Origin of the sequence: Thioalkalicoccus limnaeus, from assembly GCF_041197575.1 — a bacterium.
Classification (GTDB): Bacteria; Pseudomonadota; Gammaproteobacteria; order Chromatiales; family Chromatiaceae; genus Thioalkalicoccus; species Thioalkalicoccus limnaeus.
On sequence record NZ_JBDKXB010000003.1, the window covers coordinates 22,740 to 47,956 of the forward strand.

Sequence of the window (25,217 nt, forward strand, 5' to 3'; positions counted from 1 at the left end):
GATCATGCAAACCATTTTGACCGTTTTTCATGTGCTGTTGTCGATCGGAATCGTCGTTCTGATCCTGTTGCAGCACGGCAAAGGTGCCGATGCCGGCGCGGCGTTCGGCGGTGGGGCCTCCTCGACCGTCTTTGGCTCCCGTGGCGCCGGCAATTTCCTGTCGCGTACGACAGCGATCCTGGCGACCTTGTTCTTTATGACGAGCATCGGGCTGGCCTACTACGCGACGCAGGCCACACGGCCAGCAAGCCTGCTCGATCGACCGGCGGCCGAGATTCCGGTGCCGCGCGAGGAGCGCGTGCCGACCGAGCAGGTCGCTCCCCTGGTTCCGGTTCCGATGCAGGAAGTCGAGACCGGTCAGGTCGATGATGTTCCTGTGCCAACGGATCGCTGAGGTCCAGTGTTTTTCGCCGACGTGGTGGAATTGGTAGACACGCTATCTTGAGGGGGTAGTGGCGCAAGCCGTGACGGTTCGAGTCCGTCCGTCGGCACCATCTCATAACGGCACCTCGGTCAGCCAAGGTGCCGTTTTTTTTTGCCTATATGGGCATATAAATTACTGATAACGAAAAGAAACTGTTCGGCTCGCGGGTTGACACTCGCGCTTTGGCTAGACTAGACTCGTTCGCTCATACCGCAACTCTATAATGTGAATTGAAGCGGGGAGGACACGTGATCGAAAACTATCTGCCCGTTCTGATCTTCATCGTGATCGGGATCCTGGTCGGTGTCGGTCCGCTGGTGATGGGCTACCTGCTCGGTCCACGTCGTCCTGATCAGGAGAAGGACTCCCCGTACGAATGCGGTTTCGAGGCCTTCGAGAACGCGCGCATGAAGTTCGATGTGCGCTACTACCTGGTCGCCATCCTCTTCATCATCTTCGATCTGGAAATCGCGTTTCTTTTCCCTTGGGCGGTGACCCTGGAAGAGTTGGGAATGGTGTCCTTCGTCGCCATGTTTGTCTTTCTCGGTATCCTGGTGGTCGGTTTCATTTACGAATGGCGTAAGGGGGCCTTGGAATGGGAATAGAAGGTGTTCTCGAGGAAGGTTTCGTTACGACATCGGCCGACAAACTGATCAATTGGGCGCGGACCGGGTCCATGTGGCCGATGACCTTCGGCCTCGCGTGTTGTGCGATCGAGATGATGCATGCCGGAGCCGCCCGTTACGACCTCGATCGTTTCGGCATGATCTTTCGCCCGAGCCCGCGGCAATCCGATGTCATGATCGTCGCCGGCACCCTCGTCAACAAGATGGGGCCGGCCTTGCGCAAGGTCTACGACCAGATGGCCGAGCCGCGTTGGGTCATCTCGATGGGGTCCTGCGCGAATGGTGGCGGCTATTACCACTACTCCTATTCAGTCGTTCGAGGTTGTGACCGGATCGTGCCGGTCGATGTCTATGTGCCGGGTTGTCCACCGACCGCCGAGGCCCTGCTGTACGGTATCTTGCAGTTGCACGAGAAGATCCGTCGTACCAATACCATAGCCCGCTGAGCAGTATCTATGGCACACCAGGAACCGACCTCCGGCGATGCCAGGATCGACACGCTCGTGTCGGCACTGACCTCGCACTTTGGCGAAACTGGCTGCGAGATCCTGTGCGATCGGGGCGAGGTCACGCTCGTCGTGCCCGCCGAGCAGCTTCTTACGGTGGCGCAGACCCTTCGTGATGCGCCGGATCTTTGCTTCGCGCAGCTGATCGATCTGTGCGGGGTCGACTATGCCGCCCATGGACAGGCGGAATGGGAGACGGTTGATGCCTCGACCAGCGGTTTCGGTCGGGGACTGGCGCCGATCGAGACATTGGCCCTGGACGATCCCCAGCGTTTCGCGGTCGTGATCCATCTCTTGTCGCTGCATTTCAATCGGCGGCTGCGCGTGCGCGCCTATGCGGGGGCCGGCCAGCCGATGGTCGCTTCGGTGCGCGGGATCTGGGCCGCGGCGGACTGGTTCGAACGCGAGGCCTTCGATCTCTATGGCATCCTGTTCGACGGCCATCCGGATCTTCGGCGAATCCTGACCGATTACGGCTTCATCGGTTATCCGTTCCGCAAGGATTTTCCGCTCAGCGGTCAGGTCGAGATGCGCTATGACCCCGAGCAACAGCGGGTCGTCTACGAGCCGGTCAGCATCGAACCTCGGGTCTTGGTGCCCAAGGTCATCCGGGGCGACAGCCGCTATCTGAAGGATGGGCGCCCGGCCGCGGCCGAAGGGGTTGCCGACGATGCCTGAGATCCGCAACTACACGTTGAATTTCGGCCCCCAGCATCCGTCGGCGCACGGCGTGCTGCGCCTGGTGCTCGAGATGGATGGCGAGGTCATCGTGCGGGCCGATCCGCACATCGGGCTCCTGCACCGGGGCACCGAGAAGCTCGCCGAATCCAAGCCGTACAACCAGAGCATCGGCTACATGGACCGTCTGGACTATGTGTCGATGATGTGCAACGAGCATGGCTATGTCCGCGCGATCGAAAAACTGCTCGGGGTCGAGGCGCCGATCCGCGCCCAGTACATCCGAACCATGTTCGACGAGATCACGCGGATCCTGAACCACCTGATGTGGCTCGGTGCCCATGCGCTCGACATCGGGGCCATGTCGGTCTTCATCTATTGTTTCCGCGAGCGCGAGGATCTGCTCGACTGTTACGAGGCGGTCTCCGGGGCGCGGATGCACGCGACCTACTACCGGCCCGGCGGCGTCTACCGCGATCTGCCGGACAGCATGCCGAAGTACCAGACCGGTTCGCGTTGGCACTCCGACAAGGAGATCGCCGAGCGCAATGCGGCGCGCGAGGGCTCGCTGCTCGATTTCATCGCCGATTTCACCGACCGCTTCCCGGCCTGTGTCGACGAGTACGAAACGCTGTTGACCGACAACCGGATCTGGAAGCAACGCACGGTCGGCATCGGCGTCGTGTCACCGGAGCGGGCGGTGCAGCTCGGTTTTACCGGTCCGATGCTGCGCGGCTCCGGCGTCGTCTGGGATCTGCGCAAGAAACAGCCGTATGCGGTCTACGATCAGGTCGATTTCGACATCCCGGTCGGCGGCCATGGCGACTGCTACGACCGCTACCTGGTGCGTATGGAGGAGATGCGCCAATCCAATCGCATCATCCGCCAATGCATCGACTGGCTGCGCGCGAATCCGGGTCCAGTCGCGATCGACGATCACAAGGTGATGCCGCCGAGTCGCGAGGCGATGAAGGATGACATGGAAGCCCTGATCCATCACTTCAAACTCTTCACCGAGGGCTACTGTCCTCCGCCCGGCGAGGTCTACGCCGCCGTCGAGGCGCCGAAGGGCGAATTCGGCTGCTACATCGTCAGCGACGGCGCGAACAAGCCTTATCGCCTGAAGATCCGCGCCCCCGGCTTTGCGCATCTGGCGGCGATGGACGAGATGGCGCGCGGCCACATGCTGGCCGACGCCGTGGCCATCATCGGGACCATGGACATCGTATTCGGGGAGATCGATCGCTGATGAGCGCGAACAATCTAGCCGTGGCCGACGCACGATCGGTCGACAAGGACCAACTGTTCACGGCCGAGATTCGCGCGGCGATCGACAGTTTCGTGGCCCGCTATCCGTCCGATTGGCAGCAATCGGCGGTGATGCCGGCCCTGACCCTGCTGCAGGAACACAACGGCGGTTGGCTCAGCCGCGAGTTGATGGACGATCTGGCCGCCTATCTCGGGATGCCGCCGATCGCCGTCTACGAGGTCGCGAGTTTTTATTCGATGTACGACCTCGAGCCGGTCGGGCGCCACAAGGTCTGTGTCTGCAACAGCGTGTCGTGTCTGCTCAATGGTTCCGAGGCGCTGATCGAGCATGTGACCGAGCGTTACGGGGTCCGACCGGGCCAGACGACCGCCGATGGTCGCTTCACGCTGAAGGAGGTCGAGTGTCTCGGGGCCTGCCGCGACGCGCCGGCGGTGCTGGTCGGCCAGACCTATCACGAGAAGCTGAGCCCGGCGGCCCTCGACAAGCTGATCGACGAGCTGGAGTAGGTGATGGTCGCGAATCAGAACACCGTTTGCTTTCGCACGCTGCACCTGGATCGGCCGTGGACGCTCGCGACCTATCGCGGGATCGGTGGCTATGCGCAGTGGGAGCGGATCCTGAAGGAACGGATCGATCCGGATCTGTTGATCAACGAGATCAAGGAATCGGCGTTGCGCGGGCGCGGCGGGGCCGGTTTCCCGACCGGCCTCAAGTGGAGCTTCATGCCGCGAAAGGCGCCGGGTCAGAAATACATCGTCTGCAATTCCGACGAGGGCGAACCGGGCACCTGCAAGGATCGCGACATCCTGCGCTTCAATCCGCATCAGCTGATCGAAGGCATGGCGATCGCCGGTTATTGCATCGGTGCGACGGTCGGCTACAACTACATCCGCGGCGAGTTCTACGAACCGATCGCGCGGTTCGACGAGGCCGTCGCCGAGGCCTATGCCGCCGGTCTGCTCGGCAAGAACATCCTCGGTTCCGGGGTCGATTTCGATCTCTACACGCACCTGGGCGCCGGCGCCTACATCTGCGGCGAGGAGACCGCGTTGCTCGAGTCGCTCGAGGGCAAGAAGGGGCAGCCGCGCTTCAAGCCGCCGTTCCCGGCCCAGCATGGTCTCTATGGTCGGCCGACGACGATCAACAATACCGAGTCGCTGGCGTCGGTCCCGGTGATCCTCGAGAAGGGCGGACGCTGGTTTCTCGAACAGGGTCGGCCGAACAACGGTGGACCCAAGATCTTCTCGGTCACCGGGGAGGTCAACCGCCCCGGCAACTTCGAGGTCCCGCTCGGTACCCCGTTCCGGGATCTGCTCGAATTGGCCGGTGGCGTCAAGGACGGGCGGCGTCTGAAGGCGGTGATCCCGGGTGGCTCATCGGTACCGGTGGTGCCGGGTGAGATCATGATGGATACGGACATGGACTACGACTCGCTGGCCAAGGCCGGGTCGATGCTCGGCTCCGGCGCCGTCATCGTCATCGCCGAGGGCACCTGCATGGTCAAAGTCCTGGCGAACCTCTCGCACTTCTACGCGCACGAATCCTGCGGCCAGTGTACGCCCTGCCGCGAAGGCACCGGCTGGCTGGCCCGTGTGCTGCATCGGATCCTGCACGGTCAGGGTCGCCTCGCCGACCTGGACCTGCTCGACAGCGTGGCTGGCCGCATCGGTGGCCGCACCATCTGCGCGTTGGGCGATGCGGCCGCGATGCCGGTGCAGAGCTTCGTCAAACACTACCGGCACGAGTTCGAGCATCTGATCGTGCATGGGACCCCGCTGGCGGCCTAAGGCTGCCGAACCGCGGCGTGAGACCGATGTCGTCGCGCCTGGAGGTAGATCGTCGCGCGTCAATCGAGGCTGGTCTGCCGAGGACAGTGCCCGCTGTCGGAGCCATCCAGTGCCCAGGGATCGCAAACGGGCCGCTCATCGAGAGAGATCAATGACGGATAAGGTCACCATCGAAATCGACGGCCGCAGCTGCGAGGCCCAGCCCGGTGAGATGATCATCGCGGTGGCCGACCGCGTCGGCATCGTCATTCCCCGATTCTGCTATCACAAGAAGCTGTCGATCGCGGCCAACTGCCGTATGTGCCTGGTCGAGGCGGAGCAGGGTGGTCGGCCCTTTCCGAAGCCGGTGCCGGCGTGCGCGACCCCGGTCGCGCCCGGCATGAAGGTGCAGACACGTTCGCCGAAGGCGCTCGAGGCCCAACGCGGCACGATGGAATTCCTGCTGATCAACCATCCCCTCGATTGCCCGATCTGCGACCAAGGAGGCGAGTGCGAGCTCCAGGATGTCGCGATGGGGTATGGGGCCGACGTCTCGCGCTACACGGAGCGCAAGCGAGTCGTCAAGGACGAGGACCTGGGTCCTTTGATCGCGACCGATATGACCCGCTGCATCCATTGCACGCGGTGCGTCCGGTTCGGCGCCGAGATCGCTGGCGTGCGCGAATTGGGCGCGACCGGACGCGGCGAGGACATGCGCATCGGGACCTTCGTGTCGCACACGGTCGCGCATGAACTGTCCGGCAATGTCATCGATCTCTGTCCGGTCGGTGCGCTGACCTCGAAGCCTTACCGTTTCCAGGCGCGGGCTTGGGAGTTGACCTCGGCTGGCGGGATCGCGCCGCACGATGGCGTCGGTTCGAACATTCAGGTCCATGTCCGCCGTCGGCGCGTGATCCGCGTCCATCCGCGCGACAACGAGGCGGTCAACGAGACCTGGATCTCCGACCGCGACCGCTTCAGCTACGAAGGCCTGAATTCCGCGGACCGGTTGCACACACCGTTGGCCAAGCGCGACGGTGTGTGGCGCGAGGTGTCCTGGGCCGATGCGCTGCATCTGGCGGCAGCCGGGCTCGAGGCCCGTGCCGCGGCCGATGCGGCGAGCGTCGGTCTGCTGATGTCCCCGAACGCGACGCTCGAGGAGCTGTTCCTGGCCCAGAAGCTGATGCGGGGACTGGGCTGCCCGAACCTCGATCATCGGTTGCGTCAGCAGGATGTCCGCGCCGATGTTGCCGGCCCGGCCCGCCCATGGCTGGGGGTGACCTTCTCCGAGCTCGAGCGGCAGGCCAGTGTGCTGCTGATCGGCAGCGACATCCGCCACGAACAGCCGCTGCTGGCGCATCGGCTGCGCAAGGCCGTCCTGGCCGGTGGGCAGGTGGCCTTGATCCATCCTTACCGAGTGCCGCTGACCTTCGCGAGCGAGCAGTTGGTCGCGAACCCAGCGGAGATGCTGCGCGACCTGGCCGCGATCGGCAAGGTGCTTGGCGTCTCGGAGGGCGGGGAGATCGCCGATCTGCTCGGCGCCGCCGAGGCGGAACCGCGACATGCTCGAATTGCCGAAGGGCTGCGCGCCGGCGCCGAGCGCGGCGCGCTGATCCTGCTCGGTGCGTTGGCGATGGCCCACCCCGATTACAGCCGGCTCGAGGCTCTTGCCCACGCGGTCGGCGCCACCTGCGGGGCGCGCGTTGGCTATCTGATGCCCGGGGCCAATGCCGTCGGCGCCCATCTGGCCGGGCTGGTGCCGCATCGTGGCCCGGGCGGCCAGCCGCTCGAGGGGTCGGCGGGCCTGGCGAGCACCGCGATGCTCGCTGCGCCCTGCCGCGCCTATCTGCTCTGGGGTTTCGAGCCCGATCTGGATGTGCATCACCCGGCCCAGGCCCGCCAGGCCCTGGCCGGCGCCGAGCTGGTCGTCGCCTGTACCAGTTTCCGCACGCCGGCCCTCGATCAACTGGCCGACATCCTGCTGCCGATCGCCGCTTTCGCCGAGACCCCGGGGACCTTCGTCAATCTCGCCGGCCATTGGCAGGGCTTCCGCGCGATCGTTCCGTCGCCTGGCGAGGCGCGGCCCGGCTGGAAGGTCCTCCGTGTGCTCGGCAATCAATTTGGACTCGATGGCTTCGGGCATAACTCCGATGCCGAGGTCCTGGCGGAGCTGCAAGCGGCGGTTGGCGGCGTCGCGCTCGACAACAGTCCGCTCGGCGACCTGGCCGCCGGACCGCCGCAGCACGCCATCGAGGAGGGGCTTTGGCGCGTCGGCCCGGTCCCTATCTACGCCGTCGATCCCGTCGTCCGCCGGGCCCCGGCGTTGCAGCGCGCGCCGTTGGCCGAATGCCTGGCCGTGACTCTGCACCCGGACGAAGGCGAGCGTCTCGGATTGACCGGCCAGGGTCGGGTCCTGATCCGCCAGGGCGAGTCGCGAGTCGAGGCACCGGTCCGGTTCGACGAGGCAGTCGCGCGAGGTTGCGCGCGGATCCCGGCCGGGGTCGCCGGCAGCGAGGCGCTTGGGGAGTCGGTCGGGCCTCTGGTGTTGGAAAAGGTGTAACGCGATGATGGAACTCTGGACATCCATGCCGGTGGTGCTGCAGATCTTGATCAAGATCATCGCGATCCTGCTGCCTTTGCTGGCGCTGGTCGCCTATTACACGCTCGCGGAACGCAAGGTCATCGGCTACATCCAGGTGCGTATCGGGCCGAACCGGGTCGGTTTCCGCGGTCTGTTGCAGCCGATCGCCGATGCGCTGAAGCTGATGGTCAAGGAGATCGTGATCCCGTCAAAGGCGAACAAGGGGCTGTTCCTGCTCGCCCCGGTCCTGACCATCGCGCCGGCACTGGCTGCGTGGGCCGTCATCCCGTTCGATGCTGGCGTCGTGCTGGCGGATATCAACGCCGGGCTCTTGTATGTCTTGGCCCTGACCTCGGTCGGGATCTACGGCATCATCATCGCCGGTTGGGCGTCGAACTCGAAGTATGCGTTCCTTGGCGCGATGCGGTCGGCGGCGCAGATCGTATCGTACGAGATCGCGATGGGGTTCGCGCTGGTCGGTGTCCTGGTCGCGGCCGGTAGCCTGAATCTCGGGGCCATCGTCACGGCCCAAAGCGGCAGCCTGCTGACCTGGTTCTGGTTGCCGCTGCTGCCCTTGTTCGGCGTCTATTTCATCTCCGGCGTCGCCGAGACCAACCGGGCACCGTTCGATGTCGCTGAGGGGGAATCCGAGATCGTCGCTGGTTTCCATGTCGAGTACTCGGGGATGGGCTTCGCCGTCTTCTTCCTCGCCGAGTACGCGAACATGATCCTGATCTCGGTTCTGACCGCGCTGCTGTTTTTCGGCGGTTGGCTGTCGCCATTTCCGCAGGCCTGGGTCGACGGTGTCTTCCTGCTCGACGACGGCTTCCATTGGCTACTGCTGAAGACCCTCTTCTTTATGTTCGTGTTCCTGTGGTTGCGGGCCACCTTTCCCCGTTACCGCTATGACCAGATCATGCGTCTGGGTTGGAAGGTCTTCATCCCGATCACGATTGCCTGGATCCTGGTCATAGGTCTGGCCGTGATCTATCAGTTGCCGCCCTGGTGGGCGGCCTGAACGGAGGAGGCAGCCATGCTGCGAGCCGCCCGAGATTATCTCAATAGCCTGCTGTTGGTGGAGTTGCTGAAGGGCCTGCGTGTGACCGGGGGCTACCTGTTCAAGCGCAAGTTCACGGTTCAGTACCCGGAGGAAAAGGCGCCGATCTCGCCACGTTTCCGCGGCCTGCACGCGCTGCGCCGCTATCCGAACGGCGAGGAACGCTGCATTGCGTGCAAGCTCTGCGAGGCGGTTTGCCCGGCGCTTGCGATCACGATCGAGGCCGAGCCGCGGGCCGATGGTTCGCGACGGACGACGCGCTATGACATCGATCTGTTCAAATGCATCTATTGCGGTTTCTGCGAGGAATCCTGCCCGGTCGATTCGATCGTCGAGACGGGGATCTACGAGTATCACTTCGAGGAACGCGGCGAGCAGATCATGACCAAGGAGAAGCTGCTGGCGATCGGCGACAAGTACGAGGCCCAGATCGCGGCGGCCCGCGCGGCCGATGCCCGCTATCGATGACGGGCGCCGCGCGATGCGCCGGCCGGACTGGGATGTCGGCGTGGGCCGGCAATGGGAGAGGGGCCGAGCATCGGGGAAGGCGCGCTGAGGGCATGTTGCTGATGCGCGGTCATCGCTGACCGCCCGGCGATGGCTCGCCCGAGGAATTCAATCTCAATAAAGAACGGATCTGATCATGGGGTTTGAGAAGTTTCTCTTTTACGTCTTCGCGGCCATCACGCTGTTTTCGGCCGGCATGGTCGTGACCCGTCGCAATCCGGTGCACGCGGTCCTGTATCTGGTCCTGGCCTTCATCAGCAGCGCGGTGCTCTGGATCCTGATCGAGGCCGAATTCCTCGGTATCGTGCTGGTGCTCGTCTATGTCGGCGCCGTGATGGTGCTCTTCCTGTTCGTCGTCATGATGCTCGACGTCGACGTCGCGGCCCTGCGCGCTCAATTCATTCGGCATTTGCCGCTGGGACTCTTGGTCGCCGCGGCGATGGCCGTCCAGATCATCCTGATCGTCGGCCCCGGCACCTTTGGTCTCGAGCAGTTCGCGAAGCCGTCGCCGGCACCGGCCGACTACAGCAACACCGAGGCCCTGGGCCTGGCGCTGTTCACCGAGTTCCTGTACCCGTTCGAGATCGCCGCAGCGATCCTGTTGGTCGCGATCGTCGCTGCGATCCGGCTGACCATGCGTCGCCGCTCCGACACCAAGTACCTGGATCCGGCACAACAGGTTCGGGTCAAGAAGGGACCGGATCGTGTTCGGTTGGTCAAGATGCCCGCCGAGGGCAAGGTGAAGGCGCCATGATCACACTGGCTGATTATCTGATCCTCGGCGGCCTGCTGTTCGCCATCTCCGTCGCCGGTATCTTCCTGAACCGAAAGAATGTCATCCTGCTGCTGATGTGCATCGAGTTGATGCTGCTCGCGGTGAACATGAACTTCGTCGCCTTCTCGCATTTCCTCGAGGATATGGCGGGTCAGGTCTTCGTGTTCTTCATCCTGACCGTGGCAGCGGCGGAAGCGGCGATCGGATTGGCGATCCTGGTGGTGCTGTTCCGCAACCGCCAGACGATCAATGTACAGGACATGGATACCTTGAAGGGTTGACCTGGTCACGCGGCGGCGCTGGATACGTGCGCCGGTGCGGACCCGCGTTCGCGGGATCAATCTCAACGTGCGGTAATCCGCCGGTTCGACGGCCTGCCCGGCATTCGTCGCGGTCGGTTTCGGCTCAACTAGGCACAGACAAGTCATGGAAAATCTCTACCTGACCATCGTGCTCGCGCCGCTCGTCGGCGCGCTCATCGCCGGCTTCCTCGGTGGCCGCATCGGGCGTGCTGGGGCCCATTGGGTGACGACCCTCGGCGTGGGTCTCTCGACGATCCTTTCGCTCTATGTCCTGAAGCGCTTCATCTTCGATGACGAGGCGGTTTTCAACGGGGCTGTCTACACCTGGCTGGTCAGCGATGGCATCCGTTTCGAGATCGGCTTCCTCGTCGACCGGCTGACCGCGGTCATGATGGCCGTCGTGACCTTCGTGTCCTTGATGGTCCATGTCTACACGATCGGCTACATGGCCGACGACGAGCACAATTGGCCGAAGGGTTCCTTGGCTGGCCGCAACAGCTATCAGCGTTTCTTCAGCTATATCTCGCTGTTCACCTTCGCGATGCTGATGCTGGTGATGTCGAACAACTTCCTGCAGCTGTTCTTCGGCTGGGAGGCGGTCGGTCTCGTCTCGTACTTGTTGATCGGCTTCTGGTCGAACCGCGAATCAGCGATCTTCGCGAACATGAAGGCCTTCCTGGTCAATCGCGTCGGCGACTTCGGCTTCATCCTCGGCATCGCGGCGATCGCGATGTATTTCGGCACCATGGACTATGTCGAGGTCTTCGCGATGGCCCCGGACCTGGTCGACACGCAGGTGGCCCTGTTCGGCGGCGTGTCGCTGATGACCCTGATCTGCATCCTGCTGTTCATCGGTGCGATGGGTAAATCGGCCCAGGTGCCGCTGCATGTTTGGCTGCCCGATTCGATGGAAGGCCCGACCCCGATCTCGGCGCTGATCCATGCCGCGACCATGGTCACGGCCGGCATCTTCATGGTCGCGCGGATGTCGCCGCTCTACGAGCTCTCGGAGGTGGCCCTGTCGTTCGTGCTGATCATCGGGGCCACGACGGCGCTGTTCATGGGCCTGATCGGGCTGGTGCAGAACGACATCAAAAGGGTCGTCGCCTATTCGACCTTGTCGCAGTTGGGCTACATGGTCGCGGCGCTCGGCGCCTCGGCCTATGCCGCCGGCATTTTCCATTTGATGACCCACGCCTTCTTCAAGGCGTTGCTGTTTCTCGCGGCGGGCTCCGTGATCATCGCGCTGCATCATAAGCAGGACATCCGCTCGATGGGTGGCCTGCGCCGGTACATGCCGATCACCTGGCTGACGGCGCTGATCGGTTCCCTGGCCCTGATCGGTTTCCCCGGGTTCTCCGGCTTCTTCTCGAAGGACGCGATCATCGAGGCGGTCGGTGCTTCGCAGATCTTCGGGGCCGGTTATGCGTGGCTCTTGCTGACGGTCGGGGTCTTCGTCACCGCCCTGTACAGCTTCCGGATGTATTTCCTGGTCTTCCATGGCCAACCGCGAATGGACGAACACGCGCGCCATCATCTGCACGAGTCGCCCTGGGTCGTGACGATCCCGCTGATCCTGCTCGCGATCCCGTCGATCTTCATCGGCTGGTACGCGGTCGAACCGCTGCTGTTCGGCGGCTGGTTCCAGGACGCGATCCTGGTCGTCCCGGAACGCGACACACTCGCGCAGGTCGGGGCCTATTACGATGATCAGTGGGGTTTCATCCTGCACGGGATCATGATGCCGCCCTTCTACCTCGCGATGGGTGGGCTCGCGGTCGCGGCCTACGTCTATTGGTATCTGCACCGGCGCAATCCGAACATCGACGAGGAACTGCAACGGCGCGCCGGGCCGGTCGCCAGGCTGCTGCAGAACAAGTACGGCTTCGATGATTTCAACCAGCGGGTCTTCGCCGGCGGCAGTCGGATCCTCGGTCAAGCGCTGTGGCAGACCGGCGATCGGCGTTTGATCGACGAGGGTCTCGTCAATGGCTCGGCGCGGACGGTCGGCTGGCTCGCGGCGCGGTTCCGCCACATCCAAACGGGTTTCCTCTATCACTACGCCATCGCCATGATCGTCGGCCTGGTCGTCCTGCTGACGATCTTCGTGACGTTCTGAGGCCAAGGGAGACGGACAGGCATGCACATCGATCTTCCTCTTCTGTCGCTGGTCATCTGGCTGCCGATCCTCGGTGGCATCGCGGTGCTGGCTAGCGGCGATCGCGCCGCCGAACTTTCGAAGAAGGTGGCCTTGGCCTTCGCGGTCCTGACCTTCGTCGTCAGCCTGCCGCTGTGGTTCGCGTTCGACAGCTCGACGGCGCAGATGCAGTTCGTCGAGCGGATCCCCTGGATACCGGGCCTCGAGGTCTACTATCACCTCGGCGTCGACGGCATCTCGATGCCGCTGATTCTGCTGACGACCTTCACGACCATCTTCGTGATCGTCGCCGGTTGGGAGGTCATCACCTACAAGCCGTCGCACTACATGGCCGCCTTCCTGATCATGGAGGGCCTGATGGTCGGCGTCTTCTCAGCGCTCGATGCGATCCTCTTCTATGTCTTCTGGGAGGCGATGCTGATCCCGATGTTCATCATCATCGGGGTCTGGGGCGGTCCGAATCGGATCTACGCAACGATCAAGTTCTTTCTCTACACCTTCTTCGGCTCGGTCTTCATGCTGGTCGCGCTGATCTACATGGCCTTCCAGGCCGAGTCATTCAGCATCCTCGACTTCCACGCGTTGCCGCTTGGCCTGACCGAGCAGATCCTGATCTTCGTCGCCTTCCTCCTCGCGTTCGCCGTCAAGGTGCCGATGTGGCCGGTGCACACCTGGTTGCCCGATGCGCACGTCGAGGCCCCGACCGGCGGCTCGGTGATCCTTGCGGCCATCATGCTCAAGATCGGCGGCTATGGATTCCTGCGCTTTTCGCTGCCGATCACGCCCGATGCGAGCAGTTACCTCGATTGGCTCATCATCTCGATGTCGCTGATCGCGATCGTCTACATCGCCTTCGTCGCGCTCGTGCAGCAGGACATGAAGAAGCTGATCGCCTACTCGTCGATCGCCCACATGGGCTTCGTGACGCTCGGTTTCTTCATCGCCTTCACGATCTTCCAGCGCGCCGATGTCGAGACCGGGGCCGTCATGGGCATCCAGGGCGGCATGGTCCAGATGATCTCGCACGGCTTCATCTCGGGGGCCCTGTTCCTGTGCGTCGGCGTCCTGTACGACCGTCTGCACTCGCGACAGATCGGCGACTATGGCGGGGTCATCAATACGATGCCGGTGTTCGGTGGCCTGATGGTCTTCTTCGCGATGGCCAACGCCGGCCTGCCCGGAACCTCCGGGTTCGTCGGCGAGTTCCTGGTGATCCTGGCCGCGTTCAAGGCCGACTTCTGGTTTGCGTTCCTCGCGGCGACGACGCTGATCATCGGCGCGGCCTACACGCTATGGTTGGTCAAGCGCGTGGTCTTCGGCCCGGTGGCCAATGACGGCGTCGCCGGTCTGACCGATATCAACGCCCGGGAGCGGTTCGTGCTGGGTTCGCTGGCCGCCGCCGTGCTGATCGTCGGCGTTTGGCCGGCGCCATTGCTCGAGGTCATGGACGTCACGGTGCAGAACCTGGTCGAGCACATCGGCCTCTCGAAGCTGTAGGCAAGAACGGATAGCGAACGGAACACACCCATGACATTCGATATCACGCAGTTGATTCCGATCTTGCCCGAGATCGTCATCCTGGTCCTGGCCTGTACCCTGTTGCTGGTCGACCTCTACGTCAAGGACGCGCAGAAGGGCATCAACCACAACCTGACGCTGATCGGCCTGGTCGTCGCGATCGCCGTGACCTTGCTCGTCGGCGGCGGCGAACGCCAGGTGGTCCTCGAAGGCCAATACGTGCGCGATGCCTTGAGCGATACGCTCAAGGTCATGGTGCTGATCGTCTCGCTGTTCGTCTTCGTCTACTCGCGCGAGTATCTGCGCGATCGCGCCCTGGCCACCGGCGAATACTATTCGCTAGCGCTGTTCGCGGTGCTCGGCATGATGATCATGATCTCGGCGAATAGCTATCTGACCATCTATCTGGGGCTCGAACTGCTGGCCCTGTGCCTTTACGCGCTGGTCGCCTTCGATCGCGAATCGAAGAAGGGTGCCGAGGCCGCGATGAAGTATTTCGTGCTTGGGGCGCTGGGCTCCGGGATGCTGCTCTACGGGATCTCGATGATCTATGGCGCGACCGGCTCGCTCGAATTCGGGCCGGTGGCCGAGGTCGTCGCCGAACAGGGTCTGGACAACCTGGTCCTGGTCTTCGGCTTGGCCTTCCTGGTCGTCGGCATCGGCTTCAAGTTCGGCGCTGTCCCGTTCCACATGTGGGTGCCCGACGTCTACGAAGGGGCACCGACCCCGGTCGTGCTGCTGCTTGGCAGCGCGCCGAAGATCGCCGCGTTCGCGCTCGCGGTCCGTCTGCTGGTCGACGGTCTCGGTGGTCTGCACGCCGATTGGCAGGGGATGCTGGTGATCCTCGCCGTGTTGTCGATGGGACTCGGCAACCTGCTCGCGATCGCCCAGTCGAACATCAAGCGCATGTTGGCCTATTCGACGATCGCGCACGTCGGCTTCATCTTCCTCGGCCTGCTCGCCGGGACGCAGGAAGGGCTCGCCGCGGCGATGTTCTATGCGATCGTCTACGCGGTGATGGCGGCCGGCGTCTTCGGCATCCTGTTGGTGTTGAGCCGCAAGGGCTACGACGCGGAGAACCTCGAGGACCTCAAGGGGCTCAACGAGCGCGATCCCTGGTACGCGGCGCTGATGGGCCTGATGATGTTCTCGATGGCCGGCGTGCCGCCATTCGTCGGCTTCATGGCCAAGTTCTTCGTCCTGAAGTCGATCGTCAGCATCGGCCTGGTCTGGCTCGCGGTGCTCGCGGTGATCTTCTCGATCATCGGCGCCTTCTACTATCTGCGCGCAATCTGGTACATGTACTTCGACAAGCCGACGACCGATGCGCCCTTGACCGATTCCGGCGCGGTCCGTGTCGCGCTGTCGATCAATGGCCTCAGCGTGCTGGCGCTCGGGCTCTTCCCGGCCCTGTTGCTGTCGCTGTGCCAGGCGGCCTTTGCGTGAACCGCGACTGACACGGGCGGTGGCGCTGGCGCCGTGCGCGGCGCGGCGGGAACGGGCCCTGTTGCAACGCTGGCTCGCGGCCCCGCATGTCCGGCGCTGGTGGGGCGATCCGGCCCGCAACCTCGATGACCTGCTGTCGCCGCCGGTCGGCGGCGGCGAGGCCCTGATCGAGGTCGCGGCACGGCCGGTCGGCTATGTTCGATGGCAGATCCCGTCGCGTGATGAACTCGTCGAGGCCGGCCTCGGTGATCTGCCCGAGGGTACGCTCGATATCGACATCGCGATCGGCGAGCCGGCCTACCTCGGTCGCGGCGTCGCATCGAAGGCGCTGCGGCTTTTGGTGCGACGGCTGTGCGCCACGCCCGCGCCCCCCGCGATCATGATCTGCACGGCCGTCGACAACCTCGCGGCGCTGCGCGCCTACGAGGCGGCCGGCTTTGTCCGTGACCGACTCTTCGAGGACCCGCAGTTCGGCGCCATGTGGTGTCTGCTGATCAGTACGGTGGCGACGCCGAGGCTCCCGCGACCAAGACCGCGCTGATCCGCCTCCCGATCGCGCGATCCTCGGGTGGGTCGGCAACGGCAGGGCCACCGCAATCGGCTTGGGTGCGCCGCAACCGCCGCGCCAGCCAAGCCCGTCTCGGGACTCATCGCCAGCCGGCTCGGTCAGTCGCCTTCGGACCGTGAGGCTAGCGTCGCGATTCGCTGCTCGAACCGGCTAACAAGCCCTTCGAAGTCCTTATGGTTCGGCAGCGCCTGGGCGAGCCTCCTCGCGATGTCCAGGCTCTCGCCGAAGGCCGTGCGCGCGGTCTCGAGGTCGCCGAGCGCCTGATCGATTCGGCCGACGTTGTCGAGCGACACGGACAGGTCGCGCAGGGCCTCACCGTTGTCAACATCCGCGGCGAGGCGTGCCCGGCTCGGCGTGCCGTCATCTGCCGGCAGCCGCGTCAGATCGAGCCAGACCGGGCCCTTCAGCGCCTGGACATAGGTCGGCGGATTCAGCAGCCGCGGCAGCTGCCCTTCGAGCAGTCCCTCGGCGGTTGCCGGCAGCGGGACCTCGAGGCCCGTGACCCGCGCCCGATAGACGGCCGCCAGATCGAGGTCGGACAGATCGATCCGGACCTCGGCGGTCAGGAAGGCGTGCAACCGCTCCCAATAGCTGTGCGTCAGGGCGTTCAGGCTCGTCTCCCGTTCGACGGCCTGCCCGAGCGCCGTCATCAGCGACAGCACGAAGTCGGACAGCTCCAGCGGTTTGGTCAACAGGAGAAAATCGGTCATGTTGACGAGAAAGACCCGGGCCTCGCTCTGCTGCTCGAGCAGCGCTTTGAGTCGCCTGAGTTCAGTGCTCTTGCCGTTGCCGCGAAAGCCGGTCAGCAGGTGCACGCTTTCGGACTCGGCCCAGTCGAGCCGCTGCCAGAGCATCAGGATCGGGTCCCTCTCCGGCGTTGCCTGCAGGATGGGGACGTAATAGGGATCATCCCGTTCGAGCGGCAGCGCGCCGCGGCCCGTCAGGCTCTTGTAAAGGTCACGCAGCGGATCGGAGGGGGCAGGCATGGGTCGCGGTATCCGGTGGCGAAGGGGTTCGGAAGAGATGACTAAGCCATTGTATGGCTTTGTCGTGCCTGGCAGAAGTGCGGTAGAAGATGCCCACGAGCGGCCAGGAGGGGGTGCGGGATCGATGTGCCAATCGCCGTTGTCCCCCCTCCCCGGCAGAGCGGCTCATGCTTCGCTGCGCAGCTTCGCCAGGGTATTTCGGGGCCGCGGTGGTTGGATCACGATATACCCCTCCCGGATGGGCGCATCAAAGCTTTCTGGAGCCTGCACCCGATCGCGGCCATCCACCAGGATGGGCAGGCCGCTCTCGCGAAACCTCTTGGATGTCCAAAAGGCCGATTTCGACCGACTGCAATCTGGCAATGACCACACCGCTCAACCCAAGAGTTTCATTAGCAAGACCAGGCCCAGGGTCATGCCCCCGACAGCCCGGCGAATCAGGTCTTCGGGCAGGCGTTTGACGGTCGCGGTCGCGAGTGGCACCGACAGCAGCGCCCCGGCGACGAGCGGCAGCGTGAGACGCCAGTCGATCGCGCCGGCCAGCACCAGATAGGCACCCAGGCCGACCAGGCAGGTCAGCGCCTCGGCCATCGAGGTGATGGCGACGGCCTGCTTGGCCGGTACGCCCGAGACGACCTGTCCAGACGTGACGAGCGGGCCGTAACCGCCGCCGCTCAGCCCCTTGTTGAAGGCGGCGATCAGGCCGATCCCGAGGATGCCACCGACCCGGTAGCGGATCTGACGCCCAGCGGTGAGCAGCGTCACGACACCCATCGTCAAGACGATGACCGTGATCCCGAGTGTCAGCCAGAAGATGGGGATCTTGACCGCGATGACGACGGCGGTCACGGCACCGACAGTGCTCAGCATCGCCAGCAGGACGAAGGTGCGTCGTGCCGGCCGATTGCGGAACAGGTCGATGTTGCCGTCGCGATGGTGCATGGCCCCGGCGGCCAGCCCCGACAGCAGCTCGGAGAGCAAGACCGCCGGGACGATCTGCAAGGGCGTGAAGCCGGCCAGCAACAACAGCGGTGTCAGCGTGGTGCCGTAGCCCATGCCGAGGCTGGAATCCAGGTATTCGCAGGCCAGGGCCGCGAAGAAGACGGCGACCAGCACGGTGGTGGTCAAGGCTTCGTCGGAGACGACCAGCCAGCCGGCTTCGCTCAACAGATCGCGCGCCAGGAAGGCCGCCAGCGTGACCAGGATCAGAATGCCCGATAGATGGAAACGGCGGCGGTGCCCGAGATAGAAATCGCCGACTGTGGAAATCGCGATGCGGACCATGAGTTCGACTCCAGTCAAGCCTCCATCCGCGGTGATCCAATGGCCGATTGGCTGGTCCCGATCTGGTGTCACCCAGGGCCGTGGCGCGGACGCGGTTCGTCAAAGGTGTCAGTGTCTCGACCGGTCTCGATCCGATCGATCGACGCCCTACGATCCGATCATTTCAAGGACCGGGCCAGGTTTGTTATGGCTCTGTTTAGGAATGATTTTTAAGGGAGTCTGGTAGAATCTTCGGCGGATGGTTGTCGACTTTCCGCAAATGCTCTAGAAAAAGCGGCAAATATCACGGAATAACGCGGATATTTACAAGATGCCGAGTGTGACCGACGTCGAACTCGCGGTTTGGCGTGCCGCAAGTGGCCACGCCCCCTTGTCCGCATCGGTGGGCGCAATCGCGCTTGGGCTGGGTGGATGCCTGCCCTTGCGACACATGCGCATCCTGGTCTTCGATCCCGATGCCCGCCGCGTCACGCCTCTGGCCGCGTACGACGATCCCGCACCCGAGTCGCCGGTCGCGGCCTTGCCCGATGACGCCTGGGAACGCCTTCTGGCCTGGTGTCGGACGGCGCGACCCGTGCGAGGGCCAGCCACCGATCTGGCGCGCAGGCTCCCGGGTTTGATTCCGAGAGGCTGGCGCGGAGAGATCCTGATGATCGGACTGGTCATCGACGCGGCGCCGCTTGGCGCCTGGGTCTTGGGCGCGCCGGGCCGGGTGGGCGGTTCCGGCCCGGCCAGGAAGGGCTCCTCGCCGCACTGAGCGAACCGATCGCGGTCGCCGTCCATCGCGAACGGCAACTCCGCGAGTTGACCAGTCTGCGCGAGGCCGCCGAGGCGGACCGACGCTCTCTTTTGGTCCGCCTGGGGCGCCAGGACATCGCCGATACCATCATTGGTGCCGGATCAGGGCTCAAGGAGGTGCTACGCGGTGTCGATCAAGTGGCCCGCTCCGACGCGCCGGTCCTGATACTCGGTGAAACGGGGTCGGGCAAGGAGGTCATCGCGCGGGCCATTCACGCGCGCTCGGCTCGGCATGCCGGTCCCTTCCTGCGCGTCAACTGCGGGGCCATCCCATCGGAGCTCGCCGACTCGGAACTCTTCGGGCACGAGCGCGGCAGCTTCACCGGGGCCTCCAGTCAGCGTCAGGGCTGGTTCGAACGCGCCGATGGCGGGACCCTCTTTCTCGACGAGATCGGCGAGCTGAGCCCGGCCGTTCAGGTGCGGTTGCTGCGGGTTCTACAGGACGGCACCTTCGAGCGAGTCGGTGGGCAGCGATCCCTGCGGGTTGCGGTGCGGTTGGTGGCCGCGACCCATCGCGACCTGCACGCGATGGTCCGCGAGGGACGTTTTCGCGAGGACCTCTGGTATCGGATCAACGTCTTCCCATTGCGGCTCCCGGCGCTGCGCGAGCGCCCGGACGACATCCCGCCGATGGCCATCCATTTCGCCCTGCGCGCCGCCGAGCGGCTCGGCCTCACACCGCAATTGCCATCTCCGGTCGAAATGGATCGGCTCATCGAGTACCCATGGCCCGGGAACGTGCGCGAGCTGGCGGCGGTCATCGAACGCGCGGCGATCCTGGGCGAAGGGCGCTGCCTGGAGATCGAACGCGCGCTTGGTGTCGGATCGATCGTCCACCCCGTGCCTCGGGCCGCGGGAATCGAGGCGGATCCCGATCAGATCGCGCCGCTCGATCAGGTGATGAAGGCGCATATCGAGCGCACGCTCGCCCAGACGTTCGGGCGGATCGAAGGCCCTTTCGGCGCTGCGCGACGGCTCGCGATCCACCCGGATACGCTGCGTGCCCGGATGCGCAAACTCCGAATCGACTGGCGACGGTATCGCGGAGTTCCCGGCCCATGACGCGCCGGCAAGGCGTTGCGGCTGGGCTGGCGTGCCGCAAGCGTCGGTCAAGCTCGAAGATATGCCCGTCACGCATGGAGTTTATCTCGCGATCCACGACGCTCGCACCCGCTAGCGTTCTTGTCGGCTCCTTGCCATCGAGCCGGCTATGACTCGCCGCCGCCCCTGGTTCTCGGGCACGATCGACGCACATCGCTGACCGAAAAACCCATGGGCGACGGGTCTGCCGTCTCGTGGACAGAGCTACCCGCGTCCGCCGATACGGCGCATGACCCGATCGAGAGCGCGTGTGCTCAGCACGCGGCGCAGCATGCCGAAGAGGTGAGTCGGCCAGGTCACGTAGTAACGGGGCCGTGGTCGTGAACTCTCGAGCGCGTGCACCAACCGGTCCAGCACGGCTTCCGGCGGCAGGGTGCCGGGCTGGGTCGCCCCGACCCGCTGAAGCCGTCGCAACATGCTCTCGTAAATGGCACGATGCGGACTGCGCTCTGCGTCGACCGTGCGCCGGAAGACCGCCTCGGCATTCGCGCGGAAACGGGTCAGGATCGGCCCTGGCTCGATCAGCGAGATGTGGATGCCGGTGCCGTGCAGCTCCATCCGCAGTGTGTCGGTGAGCCCTTCGAGCGCGAACTTGCTGGCGACGTAGGCGCCGCGGTATGGCAGCGCCGCGAGTCCGAGCACCGAGCTGTTGTTGACGATGCGCCCGTGACCCTGCGCGCGCATCAGCGGGATGACCCGGCACGTTAGATCGTGCCAACCGAACAGATTGGTCTCGAACTGCGCCCGCAGGACCTCTCGGCTCAGGTCTTCGACCGCTCCGGATTGGCCGTAGGCGCCGTTGTTGAACAGCGCATCCAGCCGCCCGCCGGTTCGCTCCAACGCTGCGGCAAGCCCGGCGCCGATGCTGGTCGGGTCGTCGAGATCAAGCTGCACGGTGCTCAGTCCCTCGCCTTCGAGACGCAGCACGTCGGCGCCGCGGCGCGCCGAGGCGATCACCTGCCAGCCGCGCCGGGCTAGCCCGTGGGCACAGGCATGGCCGATGCCGCTCGAACAGCCGGTGATCAGGATACTGCGGGGGGAGTTGTTCATGGTGTCCCGTCTCGGAGGTCGTGTGAAAAGCCCGCGCGCGGCTTTCATGTTTTGGGGTGAATCCGATCGCCTTGGCTGGTAGAGGGGCACTTCACCCGGGTGCGCGTTGCCACGGGGGATTCGCTGATGCGCCAAGGGGCCGAGTTGCCGTCAGCGCGCGACGATGGCAGCATGATGCCATGCTCGAATGGATGCATCGATTGGCGGTTTGGCTGGCGCGCTTTCGCATCGCGTTGGTTACGGTTGCGGTCTCCGCGGCGTTGGTTGGCGTTTTCGCGCTGTTCCTGCTCGATTCGGCCCAAGGTGATCGGCTGCTCTTCCCTGCGCTCGTGTTGTTCACCTGGTCGTTCCTGTTCGTCGTCTTTGCCGATGCCTTCGCGCGGGTCCCGGGGCCACCGGACCCGTCCTGGGGTCGTTGGCGCCGTTGGCGGCGCAAGTCGGTGCGCGGCCTATACTGGTTGCTCGCGGTCGGCACCATCGTGATGGTTCTGGTGGCCGTCCATGCCAGCCAGTACATTGTCCGCGAATGGCTCGATGATGCGCCTCCGTCGCATCAGGGACATCGCTGACGCAACTCCCGCGAGATAAGATACCACCTAAGTCGCACAGTCAGCTTCCCGCCGCCGGCCTCTAGCGCAGACCAATCAGCGCCCTAGCGACAGCCTGCCCCACGCGGCGGCTCAATCAGCGGTGACAAGCGCTGTAGGTGCGGCTTCAGCCGCAACGCCATTCGCCCAGGCGGCCAGGGCCATCGTGGCCTTCGTGCGGCTGAAGCCGCACCTAGTGCGTCAAGCGACAGCCGCGTAAGCCTGGTGCGTTATTTGCCGAAAGTTGCCAAAGCCGTTGCGATCGCGGCCGCGGGGTGGCGACGAACAACGGCAAGAAGGCGAGGGCGGTCGGCATCGACCGTGGTGGCGGGTCGTCGGCGAGCGGTGGTCACCGGCGCCAGAAACTCGGCGACAGCAGTACCAGCAGCGTGAAGATCTCGAGGCGTCCGAGCAGCATGGCCAGGCACAGGATCCATTTCGCGGCATCCGGGATGTCCTGGTAATGGGGGCCGACCCCTGCCAGGCCAGGGCCCAAGTTGTTGATGCAGGCGGCGACCGCGGAGAAAGCGGTAACGAGATCCAACCCCGTCGCGGCGAGGGCCAGATACATCAGCACGAAGCTTGCGACGTACAGCGAAAAGAATCCCCAGACGGCGTCGACGACGCGGTGATTGACCGAGCGATTGCCTATCCGTACCGGGATTTGGGCGTTGGGGTGGATCAGGCGCTTGACCTCGCGGACCCCTTGTTTGATCAGCAACAGCACGCGGATGACCTTGATCCCGCCGCCGGTCGAGGCGGCGCAGCCGCCGACGAAACTCAGGAGCAGCAGCAGGATCGCAATGAACGGCGGCCAGTGGTAGAACTCGGCGGTCGTGAAGCCGGCGGTCGTGCCGATCGAAACGGTTTGAAAGATCCCCTTGACCAAGGCGTCGCGCCCGTCGCCGTAGGTGCCGGTGAGCCATAGCGCGGCGATGACGGTCAGCGCGACTAGCGTGATCAGCCCGACATAGAGCCGAAACTCCTCGTCACGCCAATAGGCCAGGGGCGCGCGTCGGTGCCAGGCCAGGAAATGCAACGTGAAATTGGCACCGGCCAGCAGCATGAAACCGGCCGCGATCATCTCGATGGTCGCGCTTTCGAAGTAGCCGATGCTCTGGTCATGGGTCGAGAAGCCACCGATGGCGACAGTCGAGAAGGCGTGACCGATCGCATCGAAGGGGGTCATGCCGGCGAGCCAATAGCTGACGCCGCAGGCGACGGTCAAGCCGAGGTAGATGTACCACAGGGCCTTGGCGGTTTCGGTAATCCGCGGTGTCAGCTTGGTGTCCTTCATCGGCCCCGGGATCTCGGCGCGATACAGCTGCATCCCGCCGACGCCCAGCATCGGTAGCACCGCGACCGCGAGGACCACGATCCCGATCCCGCCGAGCCATTGGAGCTGTTGCCGGTAATAGAGGATCGACGGGGGCAGGGTGTCGAGCCCGGTGAGCACGGTCGCGCCGGTCGTCGTCAGGCCGGACATCGACTCGAAGATCGCGTCGGTGACCGACATCTCCGGATCCGGCGCGTAGATCAGGGGTAGGGACCCGCCGAGACCGAGTACGGACCAAAACAGCGCCACGACCAGGAAGCCGTCGCGCAGGCGCAATTCCGAGCGGTGGCGATAGATGGGCAGCGAGATGGCGAGGCCAATGGCGAGGATCACGCCGAAGGCCTTCAGGAAGGCGGCGGTCGCGCCGTCGTCGTAAATCACCGAAACCACGGCCGGTGGCAACATGGTGGCGCTGAACACCACCAGCAGCAGCCCCAGGACCTTGAGCACAACCAAGGGTTTCATCGGCCAGCGCGCGTCATCGCCGTGGGGCCCCGATCACAGGAAGGTGATCCCGACCTGGAACAGCCTCTCGATCTCGGTGATGCGACGCTTGTCCTGCAGGAACAGGATCACATGGTCCTCGGCCTCGATCTGGGTGTCGTGGTGCGCGATGATGACCCGGTCACCGCGCACGATGGCCCCGATGCTGGCCCCGCTCGGTAGCTTGAGTTCGTCGATCGTCCGGCCGACCACCTTGCTCGAATGACGGTCGCCATGGGCGATGGCCTCGATCGCTTCAGCGGCCCCGCGGCGCAGTGAATGCACCATGACCACGTCGCCGCGCCGCACGTGCTTCAACAGGGTGCCGATCGTCGCCTGCTGCGGCGAGATGGCGACATCGATCGCGCCGCGCTGCGCGAGATCGACATAGGCCGGGCGGTTGATCAAGGCCATCACCTTGCGGGCGCCGAGCCGCTTGGCGAGCATCGCGGACAGCACATTGACCTCGTCGTCCTGGGTCACGGCGCAGAAGACATCGGTGTTGTCGATGTTCTCCTCGATCAGCAGCTCCTCGTCCGAGGCATCGCCATGCAGGACGATGGTTTTCTCGAGCTGTTCGGCGATCTGCTTGCACCGGTTCAGGTCCCGTTCGATGAGCTTGACCCGATAATGGTCCTCGAGTGCCTTGGCCAGCCGTGTCCCGATGTTGCCACCGCCGGCGAAGATCAGGCGCCGGTAGGGGTTCTCGAGACGCCGCAGCTCGCCCATGACGGCGCGGATGTGCATCGGGGCGGCGATGAAGAAGACCTCGTCGTCGACCTCGACGATGGTGTCGCCATCGGGCTGAATCCCGCGATCCTGCCGGTAGATGGCCGCGACCCGCGCATCGACGTCGGGCATGCGTTCGTACAGGGTGCGCAGTTCCTGGCCGACTAGCGGGCCGCCGTGATGCGCCTTCAACGCGACGAGCCGGACCCGCCCACCGGCGAAGTCGAGGACCTGCAAGGTGCCCGGGTGCTCGATCAGCCGCAGGATGTGGTTCGTGACCTCGGCCTCGGGACTGATGGTCACGTCGATCGGCAACGCGTCGTTGCCGAAGAGTTTCGGAAACTTCAGGTAGCTCGGCGCGCGCACGCGGGCGATCTTGGTCGGTGTGTGAAACAGCGTGTAGGCGATCTGGCAGGCGACCATGTTGGTCTCGTCGCTGTCGGTGACCGCGACGATCATGTCCGCGTCCTCGGCCCCGGCGCGGATCAGCACGTCCGGATGGGCGCCATGACCGTGCACGGTACGCAGATCGAAACGGTCCTGCAGCGCGCGCAGCAGCTCGGCCTTTTTGTCGACGACGGTGATGTCATTGGCCTCGTGGACCAGGTTTGCGGCCAAGGATGAGCCGACCTGGCCGGCCCCGAGGATGAGGATCTTCACGAAAGGCCGCTCCGATCGGCG

Annotated in this window: 24 protein-coding genes and 1 tRNA gene; 20 read left to right on the forward strand and 5 right to left on the reverse strand. The window is 64.5% G+C overall.

Going from position 1 to position 25,217, the window contains the following annotated elements; genetic code table 11:
* The first annotated feature begins 4 nt into the window (after positions 1–4).
* From secG to ABC977_RS03210, 17 genes are all read left to right on the forward strand, one after another.
* Positions 5–394, forward strand: a complete 390-nt coding sequence (gene secG / locus ABC977_RS03130; protein WP_439849148.1) for a preprotein translocase subunit SecG — start codon at positions 5–7, stop codon at positions 392–394.
* Between the two features lie 15 nt (positions 395–409).
* Positions 410–494, forward strand: a tRNA-Leu gene (locus ABC977_RS03135).
* Positions 495–672: 178 nt separating this feature from the next.
* Positions 673–1,029 (forward strand): NADH-quinone oxidoreductase subunit A, encoded by a 357-nt coding sequence (locus ABC977_RS03140; protein WP_369665781.1) that lies wholly within the window; start codon positions 673–675, stop codon positions 1,027–1,029.
* Positions 1,020–1,496, forward strand: a complete 477-nt coding sequence (locus tag ABC977_RS03145) for a NuoB/complex I 20 kDa subunit family protein (protein ID WP_369665782.1) — start codon at positions 1,020–1,022, stop codon at positions 1,494–1,496. The genes ABC977_RS03140 and ABC977_RS03145 overlap by 10 nt, the downstream gene beginning before the upstream one ends.
* A 9-nt stretch (positions 1,497–1,505) precedes the next feature.
* A complete protein-coding gene (locus ABC977_RS03150; protein WP_369665783.1) occupies positions 1,506–2,234 on the forward strand; it encodes an NADH-quinone oxidoreductase subunit C in 729 nt (242 codons plus the stop codon).
* A complete protein-coding gene (locus ABC977_RS03155; protein WP_369665784.1) occupies positions 2,227–3,483 on the forward strand; it encodes an NADH-quinone oxidoreductase subunit D in 1,257 nt (418 codons plus the stop codon). The genes ABC977_RS03150 and ABC977_RS03155 overlap by 8 nt, the downstream gene beginning before the upstream one ends.
* The gene (nuoE, locus tag ABC977_RS03160) at positions 3,483–4,010 is read left to right on the forward strand and encodes an NADH-quinone oxidoreductase subunit NuoE (protein WP_369665785.1); all 528 of its coding nucleotides are present in this window, start codon (positions 3,483–3,485) and stop codon (positions 4,008–4,010) included. Before ABC977_RS03155 ends, nuoE begins: the two co-directional genes overlap by 1 nt.
* A 3-nt stretch (positions 4,011–4,013) precedes the next feature.
* Entirely contained in the window at positions 4,014–5,291 is a 1,278-nt protein-coding gene (nuoF, locus tag ABC977_RS03165; RefSeq protein WP_369665786.1) for an NADH-quinone oxidoreductase subunit NuoF, read from the forward strand.
* A gap of 151 nt (positions 5,292–5,442) precedes the next feature.
* Positions 5,443–7,830, forward strand: a complete 2,388-nt coding sequence (gene nuoG / locus ABC977_RS03170; RefSeq protein ID WP_369665787.1) for an NADH-quinone oxidoreductase subunit NuoG — start codon at positions 5,443–5,445, stop codon at positions 7,828–7,830.
* A gap of 4 nt (positions 7,831–7,834) precedes the next feature.
* Positions 7,835–8,869 (forward strand): NADH-quinone oxidoreductase subunit NuoH, encoded by a 1,035-nt coding sequence (nuoH, locus tag ABC977_RS03175; protein ID WP_369665788.1) that lies wholly within the window; start codon positions 7,835–7,837, stop codon positions 8,867–8,869.
* A gap of 15 nt (positions 8,870–8,884) precedes the next feature.
* Complete coding sequence (nuoI, locus tag ABC977_RS03180) at positions 8,885–9,376, forward strand: NADH-quinone oxidoreductase subunit NuoI (protein ID WP_369665789.1); 492 nt, start codon at positions 8,885–8,887, stop codon at positions 9,374–9,376.
* A 175-nt stretch (positions 9,377–9,551) separates the two neighbouring features.
* Positions 9,552–10,169: an NADH-quinone oxidoreductase subunit J gene (locus tag ABC977_RS03185; RefSeq protein ID WP_369665790.1), complete on the forward strand. Its 618-nt coding sequence runs from the start codon at positions 9,552–9,554 to the stop codon at positions 10,167–10,169.
* Complete coding sequence (nuoK, locus tag ABC977_RS03190; protein ID WP_369665791.1) at positions 10,166–10,471, forward strand: NADH-quinone oxidoreductase subunit NuoK; 306 nt, start codon at positions 10,166–10,168, stop codon at positions 10,469–10,471. Before ABC977_RS03185 ends, nuoK begins: the two co-directional genes overlap by 4 nt.
* A 145-nt stretch (positions 10,472–10,616) precedes the next feature.
* Positions 10,617–12,611 carry an NADH-quinone oxidoreductase subunit L gene (nuoL, locus tag ABC977_RS03195; RefSeq protein ID WP_369665792.1) on the forward strand — a complete coding sequence of 665 codons (1,995 nt, stop codon included), beginning with the start codon at positions 10,617–10,619 and terminating at the stop codon, positions 12,609–12,611.
* A gap of 21 nt (positions 12,612–12,632) precedes the next feature.
* On the forward strand, positions 12,633–14,147 hold the full coding sequence (locus ABC977_RS03200) for an NADH-quinone oxidoreductase subunit M (protein WP_369665793.1): 1,515 nt from the start codon (positions 12,633–12,635) through the stop codon (positions 14,145–14,147).
* 30 nt (positions 14,148–14,177) lie between these two features.
* Entirely contained in the window at positions 14,178–15,614 is a 1,437-nt protein-coding gene (gene nuoN / locus ABC977_RS03205) for an NADH-quinone oxidoreductase subunit NuoN (protein WP_369665794.1), read from the forward strand.
* Entirely contained in the window at positions 15,607–16,155 is a 549-nt protein-coding gene (locus tag ABC977_RS03210; protein ID WP_369665795.1) for a GNAT family N-acetyltransferase, read from the forward strand. The genes nuoN and ABC977_RS03210 overlap by 8 nt, the downstream gene beginning before the upstream one ends.
* A 125-nt stretch (positions 16,156–16,280) precedes the next feature.
* Here ABC977_RS03210 and ABC977_RS03215 read toward each other — a convergent pair whose 3' ends face one another.
* Complete coding sequence (locus tag ABC977_RS03215) at positions 16,281–17,168, reverse strand: hypothetical protein (RefSeq protein ID WP_369665796.1); 888 nt, start codon at positions 17,166–17,168, stop codon at positions 16,281–16,283.
* Positions 17,169–17,543: 375 nt separating this feature from the next.
* Positions 17,544–18,452, reverse strand: a complete 909-nt coding sequence (locus ABC977_RS03220; RefSeq protein ID WP_369665797.1) for a sulfite exporter TauE/SafE family protein — start codon at positions 18,450–18,452, stop codon at positions 17,544–17,546.
* A 310-nt stretch (positions 18,453–18,762) separates the two neighbouring features.
* On the opposite strand from ABC977_RS03220, the gene ABC977_RS03225 reads away from it, so the two are divergent.
* Positions 18,763–19,209, forward strand: a complete 447-nt coding sequence (locus tag ABC977_RS03225) for a hypothetical protein (protein WP_369665798.1) — start codon at positions 18,763–18,765, stop codon at positions 19,207–19,209.
* 47 nt (positions 19,210–19,256) lie between these two features.
* Positions 19,257–20,312, forward strand: coding sequence for a sigma-54 interaction domain-containing protein (locus ABC977_RS03230; protein WP_369665799.1), 1,056 nt, complete (start codon positions 19,257–19,259; stop codon positions 20,310–20,312).
* A 243-nt stretch (positions 20,313–20,555) separates the two neighbouring features.
* On the opposite strand, the gene ABC977_RS03235 is transcribed toward ABC977_RS03230, so the two are convergent.
* Positions 20,556–21,401 carry an SDR family oxidoreductase gene (locus tag ABC977_RS03235; protein WP_369665800.1) on the reverse strand — a complete coding sequence of 282 codons (846 nt, stop codon included), beginning with the start codon at positions 21,399–21,401 and terminating at the stop codon, positions 20,556–20,558.
* 200 nt (positions 21,402–21,601) lie between these two features.
* Between ABC977_RS03235 and ABC977_RS03240 the strand changes: the two genes are divergently transcribed.
* Positions 21,602–21,970, forward strand: a complete 369-nt coding sequence (locus tag ABC977_RS03240; protein ID WP_369665801.1) for a hypothetical protein — start codon at positions 21,602–21,604, stop codon at positions 21,968–21,970.
* A 367-nt stretch (positions 21,971–22,337) separates the two neighbouring features.
* On the opposite strand, the gene ABC977_RS03245 is transcribed toward ABC977_RS03240, so the two are convergent.
* Together ABC977_RS03245 and trkA are read right to left on the reverse strand one after the other, a co-directional pair.
* Complete coding sequence (locus tag ABC977_RS03245) at positions 22,338–23,789, reverse strand: TrkH family potassium uptake protein (RefSeq protein WP_369665802.1); 1,452 nt, start codon at positions 23,787–23,789, stop codon at positions 22,338–22,340.
* A 33-nt stretch (positions 23,790–23,822) separates the two neighbouring features.
* Complete coding sequence (trkA, locus tag ABC977_RS03250; RefSeq protein WP_369665803.1) at positions 23,823–25,196, reverse strand: Trk system potassium transporter TrkA; 1,374 nt, start codon at positions 25,194–25,196, stop codon at positions 23,823–23,825.
* Between the last annotated feature and the right edge of the window lie 21 nt (positions 25,197–25,217).